Consider the following 16,794-nt stretch of genomic DNA (forward strand, 5'->3'; position numbering starts at 1 on the left):
ATTAGATATTTTAATGTCCTGTTAAATGATGAAACAATGCAATAAAGATGAATCCTGCTGGAATACCTATTGCATAAATTTTACTAAATGTTTTCAATCCTTTTGTGTACTTGTTGTTAGCACCAACCGATTGAAATGCCGAATTAAAACCATGCAGTAAGTGCAATGCTAAAAACACAAATGCTACTACATAAGCTCCAACACGAAGTGGACTATGGAATTTTTCTACTAATTCGTGAAAGTATCTGAACTCACCATTGTGCATACCAGACATATCACCAACAATATATTTTGTATTAATCTCCGGAATCCAGAAATCAATAAAGTGAAGCACTATAAAAGCTAAAATTGCTAAACCACTCCAAATCATGTTGCGGCTCATCCAAGATGAATTTGCAGCTCCATTGTTTTTAGCGTAGCTTATTTGTCTTGCTTTGTTGTTTTTAATTTCTAATACAAAACCCATCACAAAGTGAAAGATTACACCAAAAATTAATACAGGTTGCAATAAATACTGTACAGCCCAAAACGTTCCCATAAAATGAGAAGTTTCGTTAAATGCGTCTGCACTAAAAACAGAAAGAATATTAATTGCAAAATGCTGTAATAAGAAAATCATAAGGAAGAATGCCGAAAGTGCCATGGCAAATTTTCTTCCAATCGAAGAATTTAGAATTCCGCTCATTGTTGAAGTTTAATTTTTATCCCAACAAAGATAAGCTACATTGCTGTTTTAGACAAAGCTCAAACGTTATAATTGTGTATTTAGAATGATTTTAAACAGAAATTAATTTGAAACCATAGGAATTAACCCACGAAGTCCCATATCAACCACTTGCTCTCCAGCACTTGGTTCGTATTTTCCGTCAGCATTAACTTCGGTCCATTCAAAACTGTTGTTTATTGAAAATGAAAGTGTTACTACAATATCTTGGGTTTCATTTCCTGTTATAGTAAATCCATTTTCAAACTCACCAGTAACCACACAAGACCCTTGAGGTATAGGTGATGAGTCAAATAATGGGTTTGGAACTGTTGTAGCACCTTCTGGAGCTTGCCCTTGGGTAACAAACCCTTCGGCTTCAAAAGCCCAAAAACCTTGTAGTCTATTTCCGTTTACGTCTATGGTTTCACCATTCAAATCAAAAGATGTGATATAGGTATTGTAGCCTACAAAACTACCTAAGGTACCAGTATAATCTGTTCCATTTAATAGAAAATCAATTTCTCCTTCTTGGTAAGCTAATGAGACACGAACCCACTCATAAGTTCCTGCTGTGACATCACTTAGAGGGATAGTTAAAAAGGTTTCATTGTCACCAGCAAACTGAGCATTTTGGAAGTTAATTGCATTGTTTCCTCCAGCAGTTGTTTCGTCTCCTGAAAAAATAACTTCACCATCACCAAGCGCTGTAAATGCTCCAGGAGCCAATTCAATATAGTTGGCACTCATACGGTTTACGTTTGGCGACTGTGCAGCATTTCCTGATGGAATGGTTGCTGGTTCTCCAATATTGTTTAATCGTTCTTGGTTTGGGTCAAATTTTAGTTTTATGACTAAATTAGGGTTGTTTGCTTGTTGGTTGTCATCATTATCTTCACTGCACGCAAACAAGAGCAAACACATTAAACAAGTAAAAAGATTTAGAGTTTTCATAAGATTTGGTTTTTCTTTATAACTCTAAAATACTAAGAAAAGTACGTTTAATCCAATTTTTTTAAATGCTCTGTGAACGTTTCAAGATAAAACGCATAGTCTTCAGGATGCAATGTTGCTTTATTTTTTTCTAGAACGTTTAAGGCTTTTTTGTAGTATAATTTTGCATTTTTTAAGTCTCCGTTTTTTTCATAAGCTTCTGCTTTACTATCATGTAAGTTTGCATCATTTGGATAGAGATTTAAAGCCCAATCAAAAACGTTGAGAGCAGCTTTTGGATCTTTATTTAAACAATCATAGCCAAACATATTAGCTTCATCAACAGTGGGCAAAACTTCAAATCCTGCCCAATTGGACAAGTCAGAATAAAATGCTTTAAGATGACTTAAAAAGCTTTGTTTATCATCGTTTAAATAATTTTGTTTTTGAGTTTCGCTCATTACCCAAAGGTCGCCAAAAGCCATGAGTCCTTGTGATATTGTTGGTAAAGGAGAAGTAGAGTGGTTTTCATCTTGAAAGACTTTGTAGTTGTATTTAAGACCTTTTGGTTTATGATAGGAAATAACATCATCCAATTTTTTTAATGATGCAGCAAATCTATTTTCCATATTTCCAACAGTTCCTGCGCTTACAAAAATGAATTTGTTGAGTGTGTCGTGAGTTTTGAAATAAGCATCAAATCGATGCACTAATTGCTCATAATCGTAGGAAACGTTTGGACTAATTGCAATAATGCCTTTGAACATTTCGGGATGCGATAATATAGAATTCAGCACAAAAGTTCCGCCTAAAGAATGACCTATAGCTAAACGCAAAGGCTTTGTTCTATATGATGATTCAACAAGCGGGAACACCTCTTGTAGTAAATAATTTTCCAATAGATAGGCTTTACCAATTTCAGTGTTTTCCCAATCAGAAACAGTGCGTTCATCGATACTTTTTGGTGTAAATTCTCTAGGTCTATGTTTGGTTTTAATACCAACAATTATAAACTCGGTAAGTTCACCAATTTGAGCCAAGTAATCTGTAATACCACTAGTCATATCAAACATGGCGTCAAATTGTGCGTCAAATAAGTAAATAGTAGGATAAGTTTGCCCTTGCGGTGCAGTGTATGAATACGGTAAAAACACTCTTATTTCGCGAGCGTCTTCAAAAACTTTAGATGTGATTGTATGTGTTTTTGAAGTGCCTGAATATTGTTGAGCTGCTGTTGAATAGCTTAAAAAAAGCACGATAATAAATGCAATTGTTCGTTTCATTGATGGGATGAGGTTTATAATCATAAAGCAAAACTAGCAGTTGTTATGATTAAAAAATTGTAGAAATGGGACAATGCCTCAATCTATAAAATTTGAGATGTTACGAGTTTAAAATAGTCCAAAAGGTATCTTCTGTACCAAGATGAGATAAATTGCCAAAAAACGCTTTTGGGTTAAATCCAGTTACTTTTTTAAAGTGTTTGATAAAATCGGCTTGATCATAATAGTCGTTTTGATAAGCCAAATCGGTTAAAGCTGGTTTGTACTTTTGATAAATGTCAATTGCTTTTCTAAATTTTATGAGCGTAGAAAACGCTTTAGGAGAACAATTTGAGTGTTTTTGAAATAAACGCAAAAGGGTTTTTCGGTTGATTCCTAAAGTATTTGAAACCTCTTGTATATTTAACTCTGTTTTGAATAGTAAATCAACAGCTTTTAAAAATAGCTCATCTTGGAAATGAGTAATTTTAGAGCTGAAAAAAGCGTCTAATAGGTTTGTTTTTTCATGAGTTGAATTAGTGCTGTAAACCTGAGTTAGTAATTGCTCGAAGTCTTTTCCGAAATAATCAAAATTCACTTTTGGAGTCTCTGTGATAACTGTTGATAAGGGTTGTGACAAAAAATGATTCAACCCTAGAGGTTGAAACACAATTCCTATTTTATCAAAAGGCGCTTGTATGATTCCTGATCTTGCAGTTAAATGAATACCAGTATAAATAATCTCAAAAGATTGTTTTGCACAAGGTGTTACTCTTGACTCTGAACCAGAGAAACTAATTTTAGATTGCTTGTATACTGTTATAGCATTTCTATAATGTGGATAAAAAATGTACGACTTAACAAAACCTTCAGTATTAGAGGCATTAAAATAATAATATGCAATGTATTGCTGTAAAGCCTTATTATTTGGTTTTACAGTAAAATAGTGTTCGTTTTCATGCATTATTTTATTTCAAACTTAGTACTTGTGCCATCAATTTGAACAGTATAAGTTCCTTTTGGTAAATAGTACTTTCCGTTTTCAGATTTGTTAATGTCTAAGCTAGAGTTTTCTTTTTCTAATGCTTTTTTGCCTTTTTCGGTTATAGTTAAATCGTAGCTAGCGTAATTGAATCCTTTACTTGAAGTGACTTTAATAGTATTTAATTCAGAATTATTTTCTGATACAATTTTTATGTTCTTAGGTTCAGATGAGTTTAAATAAAATGCAATTTCAATTTCAGGTTCAAAAGCGTCGTACCATTGTCCCCAAGAACTTCCCCAACGCGAAGAGTGTCTTACATCGTTTACATCAAATAAGGTGATAGCATTGGTTTGCATTTTAGAATTCATTTGCTGTAAATGCGCAATATTGGTTTTATAGATGCTACGACCATGCGTTCCTAATAGTAAATCATTTGCTTCAGGTTGAATAACAATATCATGAACAGCAACATTAGGTAAGCCATTACTAAACGCTTCCCATGAGCTTCCCATATCAAAAGAGACATAGGCTCCATTATCGGTTCCTAAGTACAGGATGTTTTCGTTTTTAGGATCTTCTTTAATAACGTTTACTGGAGAAGCAGGAATGTTTGAACCAATATTTTCCCAAGTTTTTCCATAGTCGTTACTCATATAGGCATACACTTTAAAGTCGTCCCAACGATAACCATTCAACGTAGCATAAACACGTTCTTTTTTGTGTTGCGAAGCAATAACACGACTTACCCAAAGGTCTTTAGGGAATGTGCTTGATATGTTTTGCCAACTTCCGCCAGCATCTTTAGTGATTTGTACTAGACCATCATCACTACCTGTGTAAATTAGTCCGAATTGAAAAGGTGACTCGCTAATAGTTGTTAAGGTTCCGTAGGCAACATTTCCTTTTTTTCCACCATTGGTTAAATCACCACTTATGGCTTGCCAATCGGTTCCTTGATTCATGGAGCGCATTAACTTGTTTCCTCCTAAATACAAGATGTCTTGATTGTGAGGTGATAGTAAAATAGGCGTTTGCCAGTTAAAACGATAAGGGTTTTCTCCTAATTCGTGTTTTGGTTGAATGTAAGCTTGGTCGTTAGTTTCTAGATTCAATCTAAAATAGTTTCCAAATTGATAACCAGTGTAAACGATATTGTGGTTTCTACTGTCAATTTGTACTTGCATACCATCTCCTCCCATGATGCTTTTCCATGGATATTGACCACTTTGATGCCAACTTTTATCTTCTCTTGCAGTATGAGACCCAACCCAAACACCATTGTCTTGCAATCCTCCATAAACGTTATAAGGACTTGCATTATCTACATTGATAGTATAAAACTGGCCTACTGAATTTACATTAAGTTTTTCCCAACTTTCACCATCGTCATAGCTCATGTTTAAACCACCATCATTACCATTAATTAAATGACCAGATTTTTTAGGGTTTACCCAAAGTGCTTGGTGATCGCTATGAACGTTTTCTGCACTAATAGATTTAAAAGTTGCTCCACCATCTTTTGATTTTAAAATTGGTACGCCTAAAATGTAAATACCATTTACATCTTGAGGGTCAACACGTATTTCTCCAAAATAATAACCATAACTATAGTATAAATCGTCAATGTAATTTTTGTGAGTTTTTTTCCAAGTTGCTCCACCATCTTCACTTTTGTAGACTTCAGCTCCAACAACAGGAGTGTCAAATAACATGGAGTTAGCATCATCAAGATATCTTGCTAAGTCAATTGGTTTTACAGTACCACTGCTTACCAGTTGCTTTACGTTTTGTGCTCTGTACTTTTCTTGAAAACCGTTGGTTTTTAAATACTCGTTTAGCTTTTTGTCGTCAAGTTTTAAAAACGCATCAGTGGTCATGGTTTTAAAATCGTCTTTTGAAAGCGTGTTTGAAGTTTCTTTTTTACCTTCAGAAGTTCTTCGGAATTGACTGTCATGCAATGCATAAACGACATTGTCATTAAATACAGCTAAACCAATTCTACCTACTCCTGTTCCTGTTGGAAAACCACTTTTTTCAGTTGAAATTTTAGTCCAGGTTTCTCCAGCATCAGTACTTTTATATATTGCAGAATTATTTCCGCTTCCATCAAAATTCCAAGCTTTTCTGTCTTTAGTCCATGATGCAGCATACATGATATTGAAATTGTTAGGAGAATGTTGCACATCAATAATTCCACTCATATCATCTACAAATAATTTTTGTGACCATGTATTTCCACCATCAGTAGTTTTGTAAATTCCGCGTTCTTGATTAGGAGAGTATAAATGTCCTGTAACACCAATAATAACTTCGTTAGGGTTATTAGGGTTTATAAGAATTCGCCCTATATGATGAGAATCTTTTAAACCTACATTGGTCCAGTTTTTACCATTGTCAGTTGATTTTAAAATTCCAATTCCAGCATAAGATGAACGAGAGCTATTATTTTCTCCTGTACCAACCCATATGGTTTTGTTGTTCCAGTCTACTGCAATATCTCCAACGTTTTGTGTGTTTGCATTATCTAGAATTGGTGTAAAGGTTGAACCGTTGTTTGTTGTATGCCAAACACCTCCTGAGGCATAAGCCACATAAAACTCGGTTGGGTCATTAGGGTTGACATCAACATCAGTAACACGACCACTCATAACTGTTGGTCCAATATTTTCAAAAACAATGTTTTTAACCAATGAGTTTTGAGTTAATTTGTTTTTTTGTTGAAGCGCTTTTTCAACAACATCAGCATTGGTTGAAGGTTGTTGGCTAAAGCATAAAAGAGAAAAAAGGGCTGTACTTAAGAAGAGCGTGTTTTTAAATTTCATGATGTTGGTTTTCTTGGAATGAAAATTAACGATAATACTGCTAGTTGCAAAATTTGGATTAAAAGTTTAACAGAATATCATAACATGCTTGGGCTTGCGTTTTTGTTTGCTTATTTTTGAAAAAATGAAACGTTATTGTCTAGTTGAGCTTGTCGAATCTAAAGCTTTAATCTAATAGAAAAACAGTTAGATAAATTCAGCGTGACAGATAACTAAATATTAATAAGATTCCCGTTTTCAAGGGAATAAAAAAATAAATTTTTCTTATGAAATATCACCCAATAGATAGCAAACTTTTTATAAAAAACCGTAAAAATTTTATGTCGCAAATGAAACCAAGTAGTTTGGCGGTTTTTAATAGCAACGACATCTATCCTATAAGTGCAGATAGCACGATGCCTTTTGAACAACATAGAGATATTTTTTATTTAAGCGGAGTAGACCAGGAAGAAAGCATTTTAGTGCTTTTCCCTGATTGTCCAAATCCTAAGCATCGTGAAATGTTATTCTTAAAAGAAACCAACGCGCATATTGCAGTTTGGGAAGGTGAAAAACTAACTAAAGAAGCCGCTTTTACTACTAGCGGAATCAAAACCGTGTATTGGTTACAAGACTTAGAGAAAATTATGTTCGAAGTCATGACGCAATGCGATACCGTTTATATAAATACTAATGAACATTACAGAGCCAATGTAGAAACTGAAACACGCGAAGACCGTTTTACTAAATGGCTTAAAGATAAATATCCTGCGCATTCAGTAGCTAAGAGTAATCCTATTTTACAGCGTTTACGCTCGGTAAAAGATCTTATTGAAATTGAACTCATGCAGCAGGCTTGTAATATTACCGAAAAAGCGTTTCGTAGAGTATTAGGATTTGTGAAACCTGGTGTTTGGGAGTTTGAGATTGAAGCCGAAATGATGCACGAATTTTTAAGAAATCGTTCTAAAGGTTTTGCGTATACACCAATTATCGCTTCAGGAAATAATGCTAATGTTTTACACTACATTGAAAACAATCAACAGTGTAAAGATGGTGATTTAATTTTGTTTGATACTGCTGCTGAGTATGCTAATTATTCAAGTGATTTAAGTAGAACCATTCCTGTAAACGGAAAGTACACCGAACGCCAAAAAGCGGTTTACAATGCAGTGTTGCGTGTTAAAAATGAAGCAACTAAACTATTGGTTCCAGGAGCTATTTGGGCAGACTACCATGTGGAAGTTGGTAAACTTATGACCTCTGAATTATTGGGTCTTGGATTATTGGATAAAGCCGATGTGCAAAACGAAAATCCTGATTGGCCAGCGTACAAAAAATACTTTATGCATGGTACAAGTCACCATATTGGTTTAGATACGCACGATTATGGTTTACTGCACGAACCAATGCAAGCCAACATGGTCTTTACCGTAGAACCTGGTATTTATATTCCAGATGAAGGGTTTGGTATTCGTTTGGAAGATGATGTAGTAATACAAGAACAAGGTGAACCTTTTAACTTAATGGGTAATATCCCAATTGAAGCAGAAGAAATTGAGGAGTTGATGAATTCGTAGTAAAAATATTGAAAGCTATATTTGTCACTTGCGCTATCATCTTAAGGGATGATAAAGTTTATGCTTTTCAAAGAAGCAAAAACATGAAACTTCCTTTAAAATGGGAATTTGCAGGTGGCAAGTTAGAACCCAACGAAACTGAAATTGATTGCGTAAAAAGAGAAATTAAAGAAGAATTAAATATTGAAATTCAGATATTAAAACGATTGACTCCTGTTACACATGAATATCCTAATTTCAAAATAAAATTAATTCCCTTTGTTGCTAATTACCTAACAGGAGATTTAGTTTTGAAAGAACATTCTAATTTTATTTTAGCCAAAAAAGAAGAATTACTAGATTTGGATTGGGCAGAAGCTGATATCCCAATTTTAAATGAATTTTTATCACTTTAATTCTTCTATTCCGACTTCTTTCAAATAATCATAAGTATTATCATAGAAGTTCTTTGGTCTTGTATGGTCAGTATCAGAACCATCAGGAACACAAATAATCATTCCCTGTCTAGCCCTTGTTAACAAGACTCTATAAGAGTTTTTAAGATACTCTTTATCAACTTCTTTGTTTATATTTTGCCATTTACTGCCCTTAAAGTTTTGGTATACCCAATCATCATTTTGCAAATAGAAATTAGCTCCCCAAATCAAACATGTTCTATCAATTTCTAAACCTTGTATATCAAATTCAGTTGCAACATCTTCTAAAAAATAAGATGAACGAATATCTTCACTTGGATTTAAAAACCAATTTGGCGCAGAAATTTCATTTTTCACATTTACTCCTATAGCTTTTAATCTTCTTGAACCCGAAGAAGCTACTAATCCATACCTTTCTGTTCCTTTACTTTGCTGCCTTAACCATTTTTTAGCAACTTCCACATTCCTTGTTAAGTAAATAGGGAATGGTTTTTTTATTTCTGAATAAAGAACTTTTGCTCTAACTTTATTTAATTCTAATAACTGATGGACAAATTCTGAAACTTTTTCTGACCTATATGAGCGAACAGAAACAGCTAAGTGTAAATCAGTTTCAGAGACTCCATTTTCTCTTAACCAAATTCTTTGCTTTTCTTCTTTTATATAATTTGAACTATTAATTATTGAGTTTGAAAAATGAATTTCCCAATTTTTATAGTTTTTTTCAAATGCGCTTATCCATTCTTCTAGACCAGCCTCTCCAGTATTAATTTCTTGACCTCCTCCAATCAAGCAAACAATAGTACACCAATCTTTGTGCCTATTCATTACATCAATTAGGAACTCTGGCTCTGACATTTCAAAATTTTCAATACCCTTCTTCCGTTTCATAAAAGAGCGTACCTGCTCTTTAGACCAAGCTCTTTGCGCTTCATCAAAAACAACTACTTTTTCTGTTGGCTCAATGTTATATTTTAGGTATTCATCTCTAAAGTGATGGATATTCTGAATAAAAGCATTCGTTCTTCTCTTTGCTTCATCTTTTGTAACGCGTTCCCCTTTTTCTTTAGATGTTATTACATAGTCTCTGGCTAAAGCTTCACGTAACACTTCAACCAAAGGACCATTTCCAGACAAAAAAACAGCATGTTCATCTTCTTGCGAGCGCATTCTATCATTAGCTATACTTAAACCAGCCAAAGTTTTTCCAGCTCCAGGAACTCCTGTAATAAAACAGATAGACTTTTTACTATTTTGCTTAGACTCCTCAATTACATTGCTAATATAATTTGATGTCTTATTAAGATTTATGTTACCTGAATCATGTCTTGATATTTCTTCTACTTTATGCCCTTTGTAAAGTGCTTGAGCAACTTCAACAATTGTAGGTGTTGGCTTGTAAATTGAATTCTCCCATTCAGACACATCAATTACCTCATTAGAAGACTTGGCAATTAAATTTATCGCATTTCTTATTCCTATTTGGTTACATTTTACAACTTGATTATGATTAAGTACCTCATCCAAATTAAATTCAGAATTATATGCGTTGGTTGCTACTAGAAGCGGAACTAATTTTGCAAAATGACTTCCTTCATGAAAATTTTTTAAATCCAAGCAATAGTCTATTACTTGTAACTCCGCGTTTTTTCCAAATGAATTATCACCTACCTTAAATTCTAAGACAAACACATAATCATTAACTATAATTATATTATCAACACGTTTACCCATTCTAGGTATCTGAAATTCAAAATACAAGGAACCGCTTAAACCTATCAATTCTTTTTTAAGGATTTCAATCTGTTTAACCCATGCATTTTTTTGTAAATCTTCAAGAGAACGATTTGTGTGATTTAAACTTAATTCCCCAAGAATTAAACTAGAGTCTTCTTTTAAAAAATCGGTTATTGAGTTTTTATAATATGCTCTATTCATCTAATTATCCTTTTTAAATTGATAATCATTAAAGGATAATTTCGAGTCAGTGCCTTTAAAATCTAGCAACTCGTCAACATGTAATTCAAATGCTTTAGCGAAAACTAAAATATTGGTCAACGAAATATTGCGTTCTCCACGCTCAACCATTCCAATATATGTTCTGTGAAAGCCTGTAATGAAGGATAATTCTTCTTGACTAAGTTTTTTTTGAGTTCTCAAAAAGCGAATACGCTCTCCAAACTCATGAAGTATAAATTGATTGACCATAAATCAAAACTATACTTATTGTATGCAGTATTCAACATACAATAAGTATCAATTTCGACTTTCCTTTTTTAATTCAATATCACATCAGCTCTTTCCTCCAAAACATAACGCTGTAGCTTTTTTAAAGTTTCTACTTTGTCGCTAGTGTTTACCAATAGTGATATATTATTATTACTTCCACCATAGGCAATCATACGCACATTAACATCTTGTAAAATCTGGAACAGTTTAGGTGTATCAGGATGAAACACAATGTTGTTGCCTACTAAACAAACAATAGTTCTGTAGTCGTCTATTTCAACTGAGGCAAATTTTTGTAATTCTTCAGAGATGTGTTGTAGGTGAGAGGTGTCGTCAATAGTTAACGACACTGCAATTTCAGACGTGGTAATCATATCAATTGAAGTTTCGTATTTTTCAAAAACCTCAAAGACTTTTTTCAAAAATCCGTGAGCTAACAACATACGAGCCGATTTAATCTTTATAGCAGTAATACCATCTTTAGCTGCTATGGCTTTTATACCTTCGCCATGAATAGTATTTGTGATTAAAGTACCATGAGCTTGTGGAGCCATAGTGTTTTTTAAACGCAACGGAATGTTTTGCTCTCTAATTGGCATAACCGTTTGCGGATGCAATATTTTAGCACCAAAATAAGCTAATTCGGCAGCTTCGTCAAATGACAAGTTTGAGATGGCTTGCGTGTCTTCAACATAACGTGGGTCGTTATTATGAAAACCGTCAATATCTGTCCAAATTTGTACTTCTGTAGCATTAATTGCAGCTCCAATAATAGTTGCAGTATAATCGCTTCCACCACGTTGTAGGTTGGCAACTTCACCTTCAGAATCCAAACAAATAAAACCTTGTGTAATGTAAATGTCTGCTTGTGGTAATTGCTCAATACAACGAGTTAAGTTTTGTTTGATGTAAAAATTATCTGGTTCATGACTTTTATCGATACGCATAAAATCGAGTGCTGAAATCAACTGTGCATTAATACCTTCCTGTTGTAAAAATCTACTGAACAAAAAGGTAGATAAAAGCTCACCTTGAGATACAATTCTGTTATACAATAACTCAGTATGAGTTTCTTTAGCCCAAAGACTCAAAGATTTAAAAACGGATTGAACATAATCTTGAGCTTCATTATGTAATTGCGAATCTTGCAGTAAACCATTAACGACATCCACATATTTTAAACGTAAATTCTCAATAAGTTGAGGTGTTAGGTTGGCATTATTGTGTTTTATAGCTTCAGAAATCGCCACAAGCGCATTAGTTGTTCCAGACATTGCTGAAAGCACTACAATTTTTCTGTTGCCATCATTAATGATGTTTTTTACGTTGGTCATATTTTCAATAGACCCAACTGATGTTCCGCCAAATTTTAAAACTTGCATAGTCTTGTTCAATTAATTTTGAAGCAAAGCTATATTCAAAACAGTTTAAACACATGAAATTTAAAAAATTAAACTAAATTTGCACACACTGTTAAATAATTAACAAAATGAAAACTATTGCAGCTTGTGTTGAAGAGCTTTTAGTAGCGCAACCTTTTTTAGAAGAAGCCTTGTCTAGAAATATAATTAACTATTCCGCTTTGGCAGAAGAATTGGCAGATCCTGTAAGTGAAATGCTTAGAAAGCCTGTAAAAACAGGAGCGATAATGATGGCGTTAAGACGTTATAGTCCACCAAAAGATCTAGGAAATTCACCACGATTAAAACGAGTTATAGAAAGTTTGGGAGACATTACTGTGAGGTCTAATTTAAGTGATTTTACATTTCAAAATTCTAAAACACTTATACTAAGTCATTCTAAGGTTTTGCAACATATTGATGCGCAAAGTAATGTGTTTTATGCGTTTACTAGAGGAATTCTAGAGAGTAATATTATCATTTCGAGTTCTCAAAATGCTTATATAAAAGAAAATTTTAAAGATGAAACCTTGCTAGGTTTAAAAGAACATCTTTCAGCAATAAGCATTAGTCTTCCTGAGAACAATTCAAAAGTTACAGGATTGTATTACCAAATTTTTAAACGGTTAGCTTGGGAAGGTATCGCATTGTATGAAGTTGTATCGACTACCAACGAGTTTACGGTTTTGGTTGAAGACGAAGTGGTTGACAAAGCCTTTTCGGTAATCAAACGTCTTAAAAGTTAGTCGTACATCCTTTTAAGATCGTTTTCAAACAGTGTAAATTCATCGTTATAAAAGGCTTTAAAATTTTCTTCGCTTGCTTGTCCAGGAAATGGTGCATAGTAATGTGTAGGACTGTTTTCGTCGTTTCTCCACACAAGTACATAAGACAGCTCCAAGTCGTTTTCTTTTAAAAGCTGTAGTAAGGTATCAGTCCACCAAGTAGTGTTAGGGATGGACTCTAATCCTGTTTCGGTAAAAGCAGCTAGTTTGTGTTTCTTTTTTGCATAATCTGAAACAATTTTTAGTTTTTTGGCAGCAGTTTCCAAATCGTATCTGTCACGACCTAAATCGGCATAGTTGTCCATTCCAACCATATCTACCCATTCATCACCAGGATAACGCTCTAAATATTCTTCTTCAGTAGTAAATCTGTTATCAGGAGAAAAGGCATAAATAAAATTATGAACACCCAATTCGTCCCTCAAGTAGCTAACGGTAAATTGCCATAAACTAATAAATTCTTCTTTTGAGCAATAAGGTTTTCCCCACCAAAACCAATCGCCATCAAACTCATGGAAAGGTCTAAAAATGACAGGAACCGATTTTCCATCAGCTCCTTTTAGGGTGTTTGCCCAATACCCAATTCTTTTAAGGATATTTTTATACTCATGATGAGCTTCACCACCAGGAATAATATATTTTACAGCAGGTTTTGAGATAGAATCTTTCCAGTAAAAGCCACCTCCAGAAACAGGATTATTAAAATGCCATGCAATTGTGGTAATTCCTCCTCTATTGTAAGTGTCTTCTACATTTTTTTTCAATTCATGCATTACTTGTTGTGTCCTACGTTCGCTAATCCCTGAAAAATTTATAAAATCTACACCTATAACTGCTGGATGAGAACCTACAACAGATTTTACATCACTTCGGTCTTTATCTCCTTTCCAGCCATGACCATATTCAGTGGCATGTTGGTGTCCAAAGAGAATGTGTTTTTTAGAAGTTTCTTTTAAATTATTAAAAAGATTTATGGTTTCGGCAGTAGCGTTTTTGTCTATTAAATGATTGGTTGGATTTTTTGAACAACTAAACATTAATAAGGATAAAAGAACAAATAGCGAAAGTGATTTCATAATAAAATAAGGTATAGGTTCAAAATTAAAGGTTTTAAGTATTCTCCCATAACACTATCTTTGCATTTCTTTATAGAATAATGACAATAAAATATAAGAACATAAATTTATACTTTACTGATGAAGGTAATGGTGAAGCAGTAGTCTTGTTGCATGGTTTTTTAGAAAACTCTACAATGTGGACTAATTTAGTTCCTGAGATTTCCAAAAACCATAGAGTTGTGACCATAGATTTACTGGGTCATGGACAAACAGATAGTATCGGTTATATCCATACTATGGAAATGATGGCTGAAGCAGTAAAAGCTGTATTAGAACATTTGCAGATTGAACAAGCAAATTTTATTGGCCATTCAATGGGTGGATATGTTGCTTTAGCTTATGCAGAAAACTACACTAGTGATGTTACAGGTTTGTGTTTAATAAATTCTACCGCTCAAGAAGATAGTGGCGAACGTAAGTTAAACAGAGACAGAGCTATAAAGGCTGTTAAACAAAATCATAGAGCCTTTGTGAGTATGTCTGTTGCCAATTTGTTTGCTCCCGAAAATCGAGAAGCGTTAAAAGAAGCAATTGATTTTGTTAAAGAACAAGCTTTGGAGACTTCGCTTCAAGGTATTGTTGCAGCATTAGAAGGAATGAAAACCCGTAAAGACAGAACACGGTTTTTTAAAGCACTTCCTATAAAGAAAATGCTTATAGTTGGACGTAAAGATCCTGTTTTAGAGTTTAATACAACGGTATCTCATGTTGAACATTCTGATGTAAAAATTGTTGAATTTCCTGATGGACACATGAGTCATATTGAAAATACGAAAGAATTAACTTACAATATTTTACGTTTTATCGAAAAATAGAGCTTTTAAACAGTTTTTGTTTTGTTTTTTTCTAAGTTAACAGTCCCAAATCTCGATAACATGAAAAAAACTACAACTAACCCAGCCTCTAAACTAATTTGTGATTTTTTTGGTCACAAATATGAAGTATCAAAAAAAGTAACTTCACACGTAAAAGAATACACTTGCAAATGTTGCAAAAAGCAACTTACCACGAATAGCAACGGAAATTTAACTGAGCTTACGCCTAAGTACAAAGAAATCAATATTATCCTTGAAGAGATTTACACAAGAAGGATGATACGTTTAAAGTCAAAAACACTCAGTTCATCGATATATTAACAATTGCTTGTAAGTTTTTACTTGATTTTCATATATTTAGAAATCCTCTAAAGTAATAACTAAAATAGCAAGTCAAGTGAAAAATCTCTACTGTTCTTTATTTGGTCATGAGTACAAAGTAGCTAAAAAAGTTACGTATCATGTCAAAGAGTACAAGTGCAAAAACTGTAATGCACAAACGACCATTAATGGTAAAGGAGAAATGATTCCTTTAACACCAAAATACAAAGAAATAAATTCGGTTTTAGAGCGTATACACAACCGAAGAGTTCACAACAAAAAACAAAAAGCGCTTATTCCTGATTATTAAGAGCGTTCCAACCCTTAGCAACTATTGGAATTTTAGCTTCTGCTCTAGTTACCAAATGCATTCCGCTGCTTTTTTCTGTAATAAATCCTATAACACTCAAGTTTGGGTTTGCTTTAATTTTAGGGTAATCGTCTTGAGAAACCGTCATTAAAAGTTCATAATCTTCTCCACCATTTAAAGCTACAGTTGTACTGTCTATATCAAACTCTTCGCAAGTTGAAATTACTTGAGGGTCTAAAGGTATTTTGTTTTCATACAATTCAACACCAACATCGCTGTGTTTGCACAAATGAATAATTTCAGAAGACAAACCATCGCTTATATCAATCATAGATGTGGGTTTTACTTCCAAGTCTTTTAGAAGTTTTACTATGTCTTTTCTAGCTTCAGGTTTTAATTGACGTTCAATAATGTACGTGTACATGTCCAAGTCTGGTTGGTTTTGAGGGTTCACTTTAAACACTTCTTTTTCGCGTTCTAAAATTTGTAAACCCATGTATGCGCCACCTAAATCACCAGTAACAACAAGTAAGTCGTTAGGTTTTGCTCCTGATCTATAAACTACATCATCAGTTGCAACTTCACCAACAGCAGTAACCGAAATAATTAAACCAGTAGTTGAAGAGGTGGTGTCACCACCAATAACGTCAACACCATAAACAGCAGCAGCAGTTTGAATACCACTATACAGCTCTTCAAGCGCTTCAACAGGGAAGCGGTTAGAAACAGCAATAGAAACCGTAATTTGTGTTGCATTGGCATTCATAGCATACACATCAGAAAGGTTGACCATTACACTTTTGTAACCTAAATGTTTTAACGGCATGTAGCTAAGATCAAAATGCACATTTTCAACTAGCATATCGGTTGTAAGCACAATTTGTTTAGACTTAAAGTCTAGCACAGCAGCATCATCACCAATACCTTTAATGGTTGATTTGTGTTTAACCTCGAAGTGTTTTGTTAAATGATCTATAAGTCCAAATTCTCCTAATTCTGAAAGTGGAGTACGTTGTTGATTTTTATCTTCTATCATGCTGCAAATTTAAAGATTATGAAGTAAAAACTTATGCCATTTTATAAATTAATGAGTAAGCAGCTGTGTTATCTGTTTAGCTTATGCAACTATTTGCTAA

General features: G+C 33.7%; 16 protein-coding genes. 6 read left to right on the forward strand and 10 right to left on the reverse strand.

Features of this window, described 5'->3' with window-relative positions; translation table 11 throughout:
* Positions 1–10: 10 nt before the first annotated feature.
* The 5 genes from DMZ43_RS05035 to DMZ43_RS05055 all read right to left on the reverse strand — a co-directional run bounded on the left by DMZ43_RS05035 (position 11) and on the right by DMZ43_RS05055 (position 6,705).
* Positions 11–685: a succinate dehydrogenase cytochrome b subunit gene (locus DMZ43_RS05035; RefSeq protein ID WP_131506482.1), complete on the reverse strand. Its 675-nt coding sequence runs from the start codon at positions 683–685 to the stop codon at positions 11–13.
* 102 nt (positions 686–787) lie between these two features.
* Complete coding sequence (locus tag DMZ43_RS05040; protein WP_131506483.1) at positions 788–1,657, reverse strand: hypothetical protein; 870 nt, start codon at positions 1,655–1,657, stop codon at positions 788–790.
* 47 nt (positions 1,658–1,704) lie between these two features.
* Positions 1,705–2,919: an alpha/beta hydrolase-fold protein gene (locus DMZ43_RS05045; RefSeq protein ID WP_161566733.1), complete on the reverse strand. Its 1,215-nt coding sequence runs from the start codon at positions 2,917–2,919 to the stop codon at positions 1,705–1,707.
* 100 nt (positions 2,920–3,019) lie between these two features.
* A complete protein-coding gene (locus DMZ43_RS05050; RefSeq protein WP_131506485.1) occupies positions 3,020–3,862 on the reverse strand; it encodes an AraC family transcriptional regulator in 843 nt (280 codons plus the stop codon).
* Positions 3,862–6,705 carry a glycosyl hydrolase gene (locus DMZ43_RS05055; protein WP_131506486.1) on the reverse strand — a complete coding sequence of 948 codons (2,844 nt, stop codon included), beginning with the start codon at positions 6,703–6,705 and terminating at the stop codon, positions 3,862–3,864. The genes DMZ43_RS05050 and DMZ43_RS05055 overlap by 1 nt, the downstream gene beginning before the upstream one ends.
* A 266-nt stretch (positions 6,706–6,971) precedes the next feature.
* Between DMZ43_RS05055 and DMZ43_RS05060 the strand changes: the two genes are divergently transcribed.
* Both DMZ43_RS05060 and DMZ43_RS05065 read left to right on the forward strand, forming a co-directional pair.
* Positions 6,972–8,264: an aminopeptidase P family protein gene (locus DMZ43_RS05060; RefSeq protein WP_131506487.1), complete on the forward strand. Its 1,293-nt coding sequence runs from the start codon at positions 6,972–6,974 to the stop codon at positions 8,262–8,264.
* Between the two features lie 8 nt (positions 8,265–8,272).
* Positions 8,273–8,659 carry a (deoxy)nucleoside triphosphate pyrophosphohydrolase gene (locus DMZ43_RS05065; protein WP_255421382.1) on the forward strand — a complete coding sequence of 129 codons (387 nt, stop codon included), beginning with the start codon at positions 8,273–8,275 and terminating at the stop codon, positions 8,657–8,659.
* On the opposite strand, the gene DMZ43_RS05070 is transcribed toward DMZ43_RS05065, so the two are convergent.
* The 3 genes from DMZ43_RS05070 to DMZ43_RS05080 form a co-directional block, all read right to left on the reverse strand.
* Positions 8,651–10,618, reverse strand: coding sequence for a DUF2075 domain-containing protein (locus DMZ43_RS05070; RefSeq protein ID WP_131506489.1), 1,968 nt, complete (start codon positions 10,616–10,618; stop codon positions 8,651–8,653). The genes DMZ43_RS05065 and DMZ43_RS05070 overlap by 9 nt on opposite strands.
* The gene (locus tag DMZ43_RS05075; RefSeq protein ID WP_131506490.1) at positions 10,619–10,888 is read right to left on the reverse strand and encodes a helix-turn-helix domain-containing protein; all 270 of its coding nucleotides are present in this window, start codon (positions 10,886–10,888) and stop codon (positions 10,619–10,621) included.
* A 68-nt stretch (positions 10,889–10,956) separates the two neighbouring features.
* The gene (locus tag DMZ43_RS05080; protein WP_131506491.1) at positions 10,957–12,291 is read right to left on the reverse strand and encodes an aspartate kinase; all 1,335 of its coding nucleotides are present in this window, start codon (positions 12,289–12,291) and stop codon (positions 10,957–10,959) included.
* 107 nt (positions 12,292–12,398) lie between these two features.
* Here DMZ43_RS05080 and DMZ43_RS05085 point away from each other — a divergent pair, with 107 nt between their 5' ends.
* Positions 12,399–13,055, forward strand: a complete 657-nt coding sequence (locus DMZ43_RS05085) for a hypothetical protein (RefSeq protein WP_129759917.1) — start codon at positions 12,399–12,401, stop codon at positions 13,053–13,055.
* Here DMZ43_RS05085 and DMZ43_RS05090 read toward each other — a convergent pair.
* Complete coding sequence (locus DMZ43_RS05090; protein WP_187347843.1) at positions 13,052–14,170, reverse strand: glycoside hydrolase family 26 protein; 1,119 nt, start codon at positions 14,168–14,170, stop codon at positions 13,052–13,054. The genes DMZ43_RS05085 and DMZ43_RS05090 overlap by 4 nt on opposite strands.
* 80 nt (positions 14,171–14,250) lie before the next feature.
* On the opposite strand from DMZ43_RS05090, the gene DMZ43_RS05095 reads away from it, so the two are divergent.
* From DMZ43_RS05095 to DMZ43_RS05105, 3 genes are all read left to right on the forward strand, one after another.
* A complete protein-coding gene (locus tag DMZ43_RS05095) occupies positions 14,251–15,027 on the forward strand; it encodes an alpha/beta fold hydrolase (RefSeq protein WP_131506493.1) in 777 nt (258 codons plus the stop codon).
* Positions 15,028–15,087: 60 nt separating this feature from the next.
* On the forward strand, positions 15,088–15,348 hold the full coding sequence (locus DMZ43_RS05100) for a hypothetical protein (protein WP_129759920.1): 261 nt from the start codon (positions 15,088–15,090) through the stop codon (positions 15,346–15,348).
* Positions 15,349–15,424: 76 nt separating this feature from the next.
* Complete coding sequence (locus DMZ43_RS05105) at positions 15,425–15,658, forward strand: hypothetical protein (RefSeq protein ID WP_129759921.1); 234 nt, start codon at positions 15,425–15,427, stop codon at positions 15,656–15,658.
* Here the strand turns inward: DMZ43_RS05105 and thiL are convergent.
* Positions 15,642–16,694, reverse strand: coding sequence for a thiamine-phosphate kinase (gene thiL, locus DMZ43_RS05110; RefSeq protein ID WP_131506494.1), 1,053 nt, complete (start codon positions 16,692–16,694; stop codon positions 15,642–15,644). The genes DMZ43_RS05105 and thiL overlap by 17 nt on opposite strands.
* Between the last annotated feature and the right edge of the window lie 100 nt (positions 16,695–16,794).

It is taken from the genome of Meridianimaribacter sp. CL38, assembly GCF_004328055.1.
GTDB lineage: Bacteria > Bacteroidota > Bacteroidia > Flavobacteriales > Flavobacteriaceae > Gaetbulibacter_B > Gaetbulibacter_B jejuensis.

Excerpts from the sequence above, each read along its gene's own strand:
- DMZ43_RS05095 (WP_131506493.1), top strand. The coding sequence starts at position 14,251 with ATGACAATAAAATATAAGAACATAAATTTATACTTTACTGATGAAGGT.
- DMZ43_RS05100 (WP_129759920.1), top strand. The coding sequence starts at position 15,088 with ATGAAAAAAACTACAACTAACCCAGCCTCTAAACTAATTTGTGATTTT.
- DMZ43_RS05075 (WP_131506490.1), bottom strand. The coding sequence starts at position 10,888 with ATGGTCAATCAATTTATACTTCATGAGTTTGGAGAGCGTATTCGCTTT.
- DMZ43_RS05090 (WP_187347843.1), bottom strand. The coding sequence starts at position 14,170 with ATGAAATCACTTTCGCTATTTGTTCTTTTATCCTTATTAATGTTTAGT.
- DMZ43_RS05085 (WP_129759917.1), top strand. The coding sequence starts at position 12,399 with ATGAAAACTATTGCAGCTTGTGTTGAAGAGCTTTTAGTAGCGCAACCT.
- DMZ43_RS05070 (WP_131506489.1), bottom strand. The coding sequence starts at position 10,618 with ATGAATAGAGCATATTATAAAAACTCAATAACCGATTTTTTAAAAGAA.
- DMZ43_RS05060 (WP_131506487.1), top strand. The coding sequence starts at position 6,972 with ATGAAATATCACCCAATAGATAGCAAACTTTTTATAAAAAACCGTAAA.
- thiL (WP_131506494.1), bottom strand. The coding sequence starts at position 16,694 with ATGATAGAAGATAAAAATCAACAACGTACTCCACTTTCAGAATTAGGA.
- DMZ43_RS05080 (WP_131506491.1), bottom strand. The coding sequence starts at position 12,291 with ATGCAAGTTTTAAAATTTGGCGGAACATCAGTTGGGTCTATTGAAAAT.
- DMZ43_RS05055 (WP_131506486.1), bottom strand. The coding sequence starts at position 6,705 with ATGAAATTTAAAAACACGCTCTTCTTAAGTACAGCCCTTTTTTCTCTT.
- DMZ43_RS05035 (WP_131506482.1), bottom strand. The coding sequence starts at position 685 with ATGAGCGGAATTCTAAATTCTTCGATTGGAAGAAAATTTGCCATGGCA.
- DMZ43_RS05040 (WP_131506483.1), bottom strand. The coding sequence starts at position 1,657 with ATGAAAACTCTAAATCTTTTTACTTGTTTAATGTGTTTGCTCTTGTTT.
- DMZ43_RS05050 (WP_131506485.1), bottom strand. The coding sequence starts at position 3,862 with ATGCATGAAAACGAACACTATTTTACTGTAAAACCAAATAATAAGGCT.
- DMZ43_RS05045 (WP_161566733.1), bottom strand. The coding sequence starts at position 2,919 with ATGAAACGAACAATTGCATTTATTATCGTGCTTTTTTTAAGCTATTCA.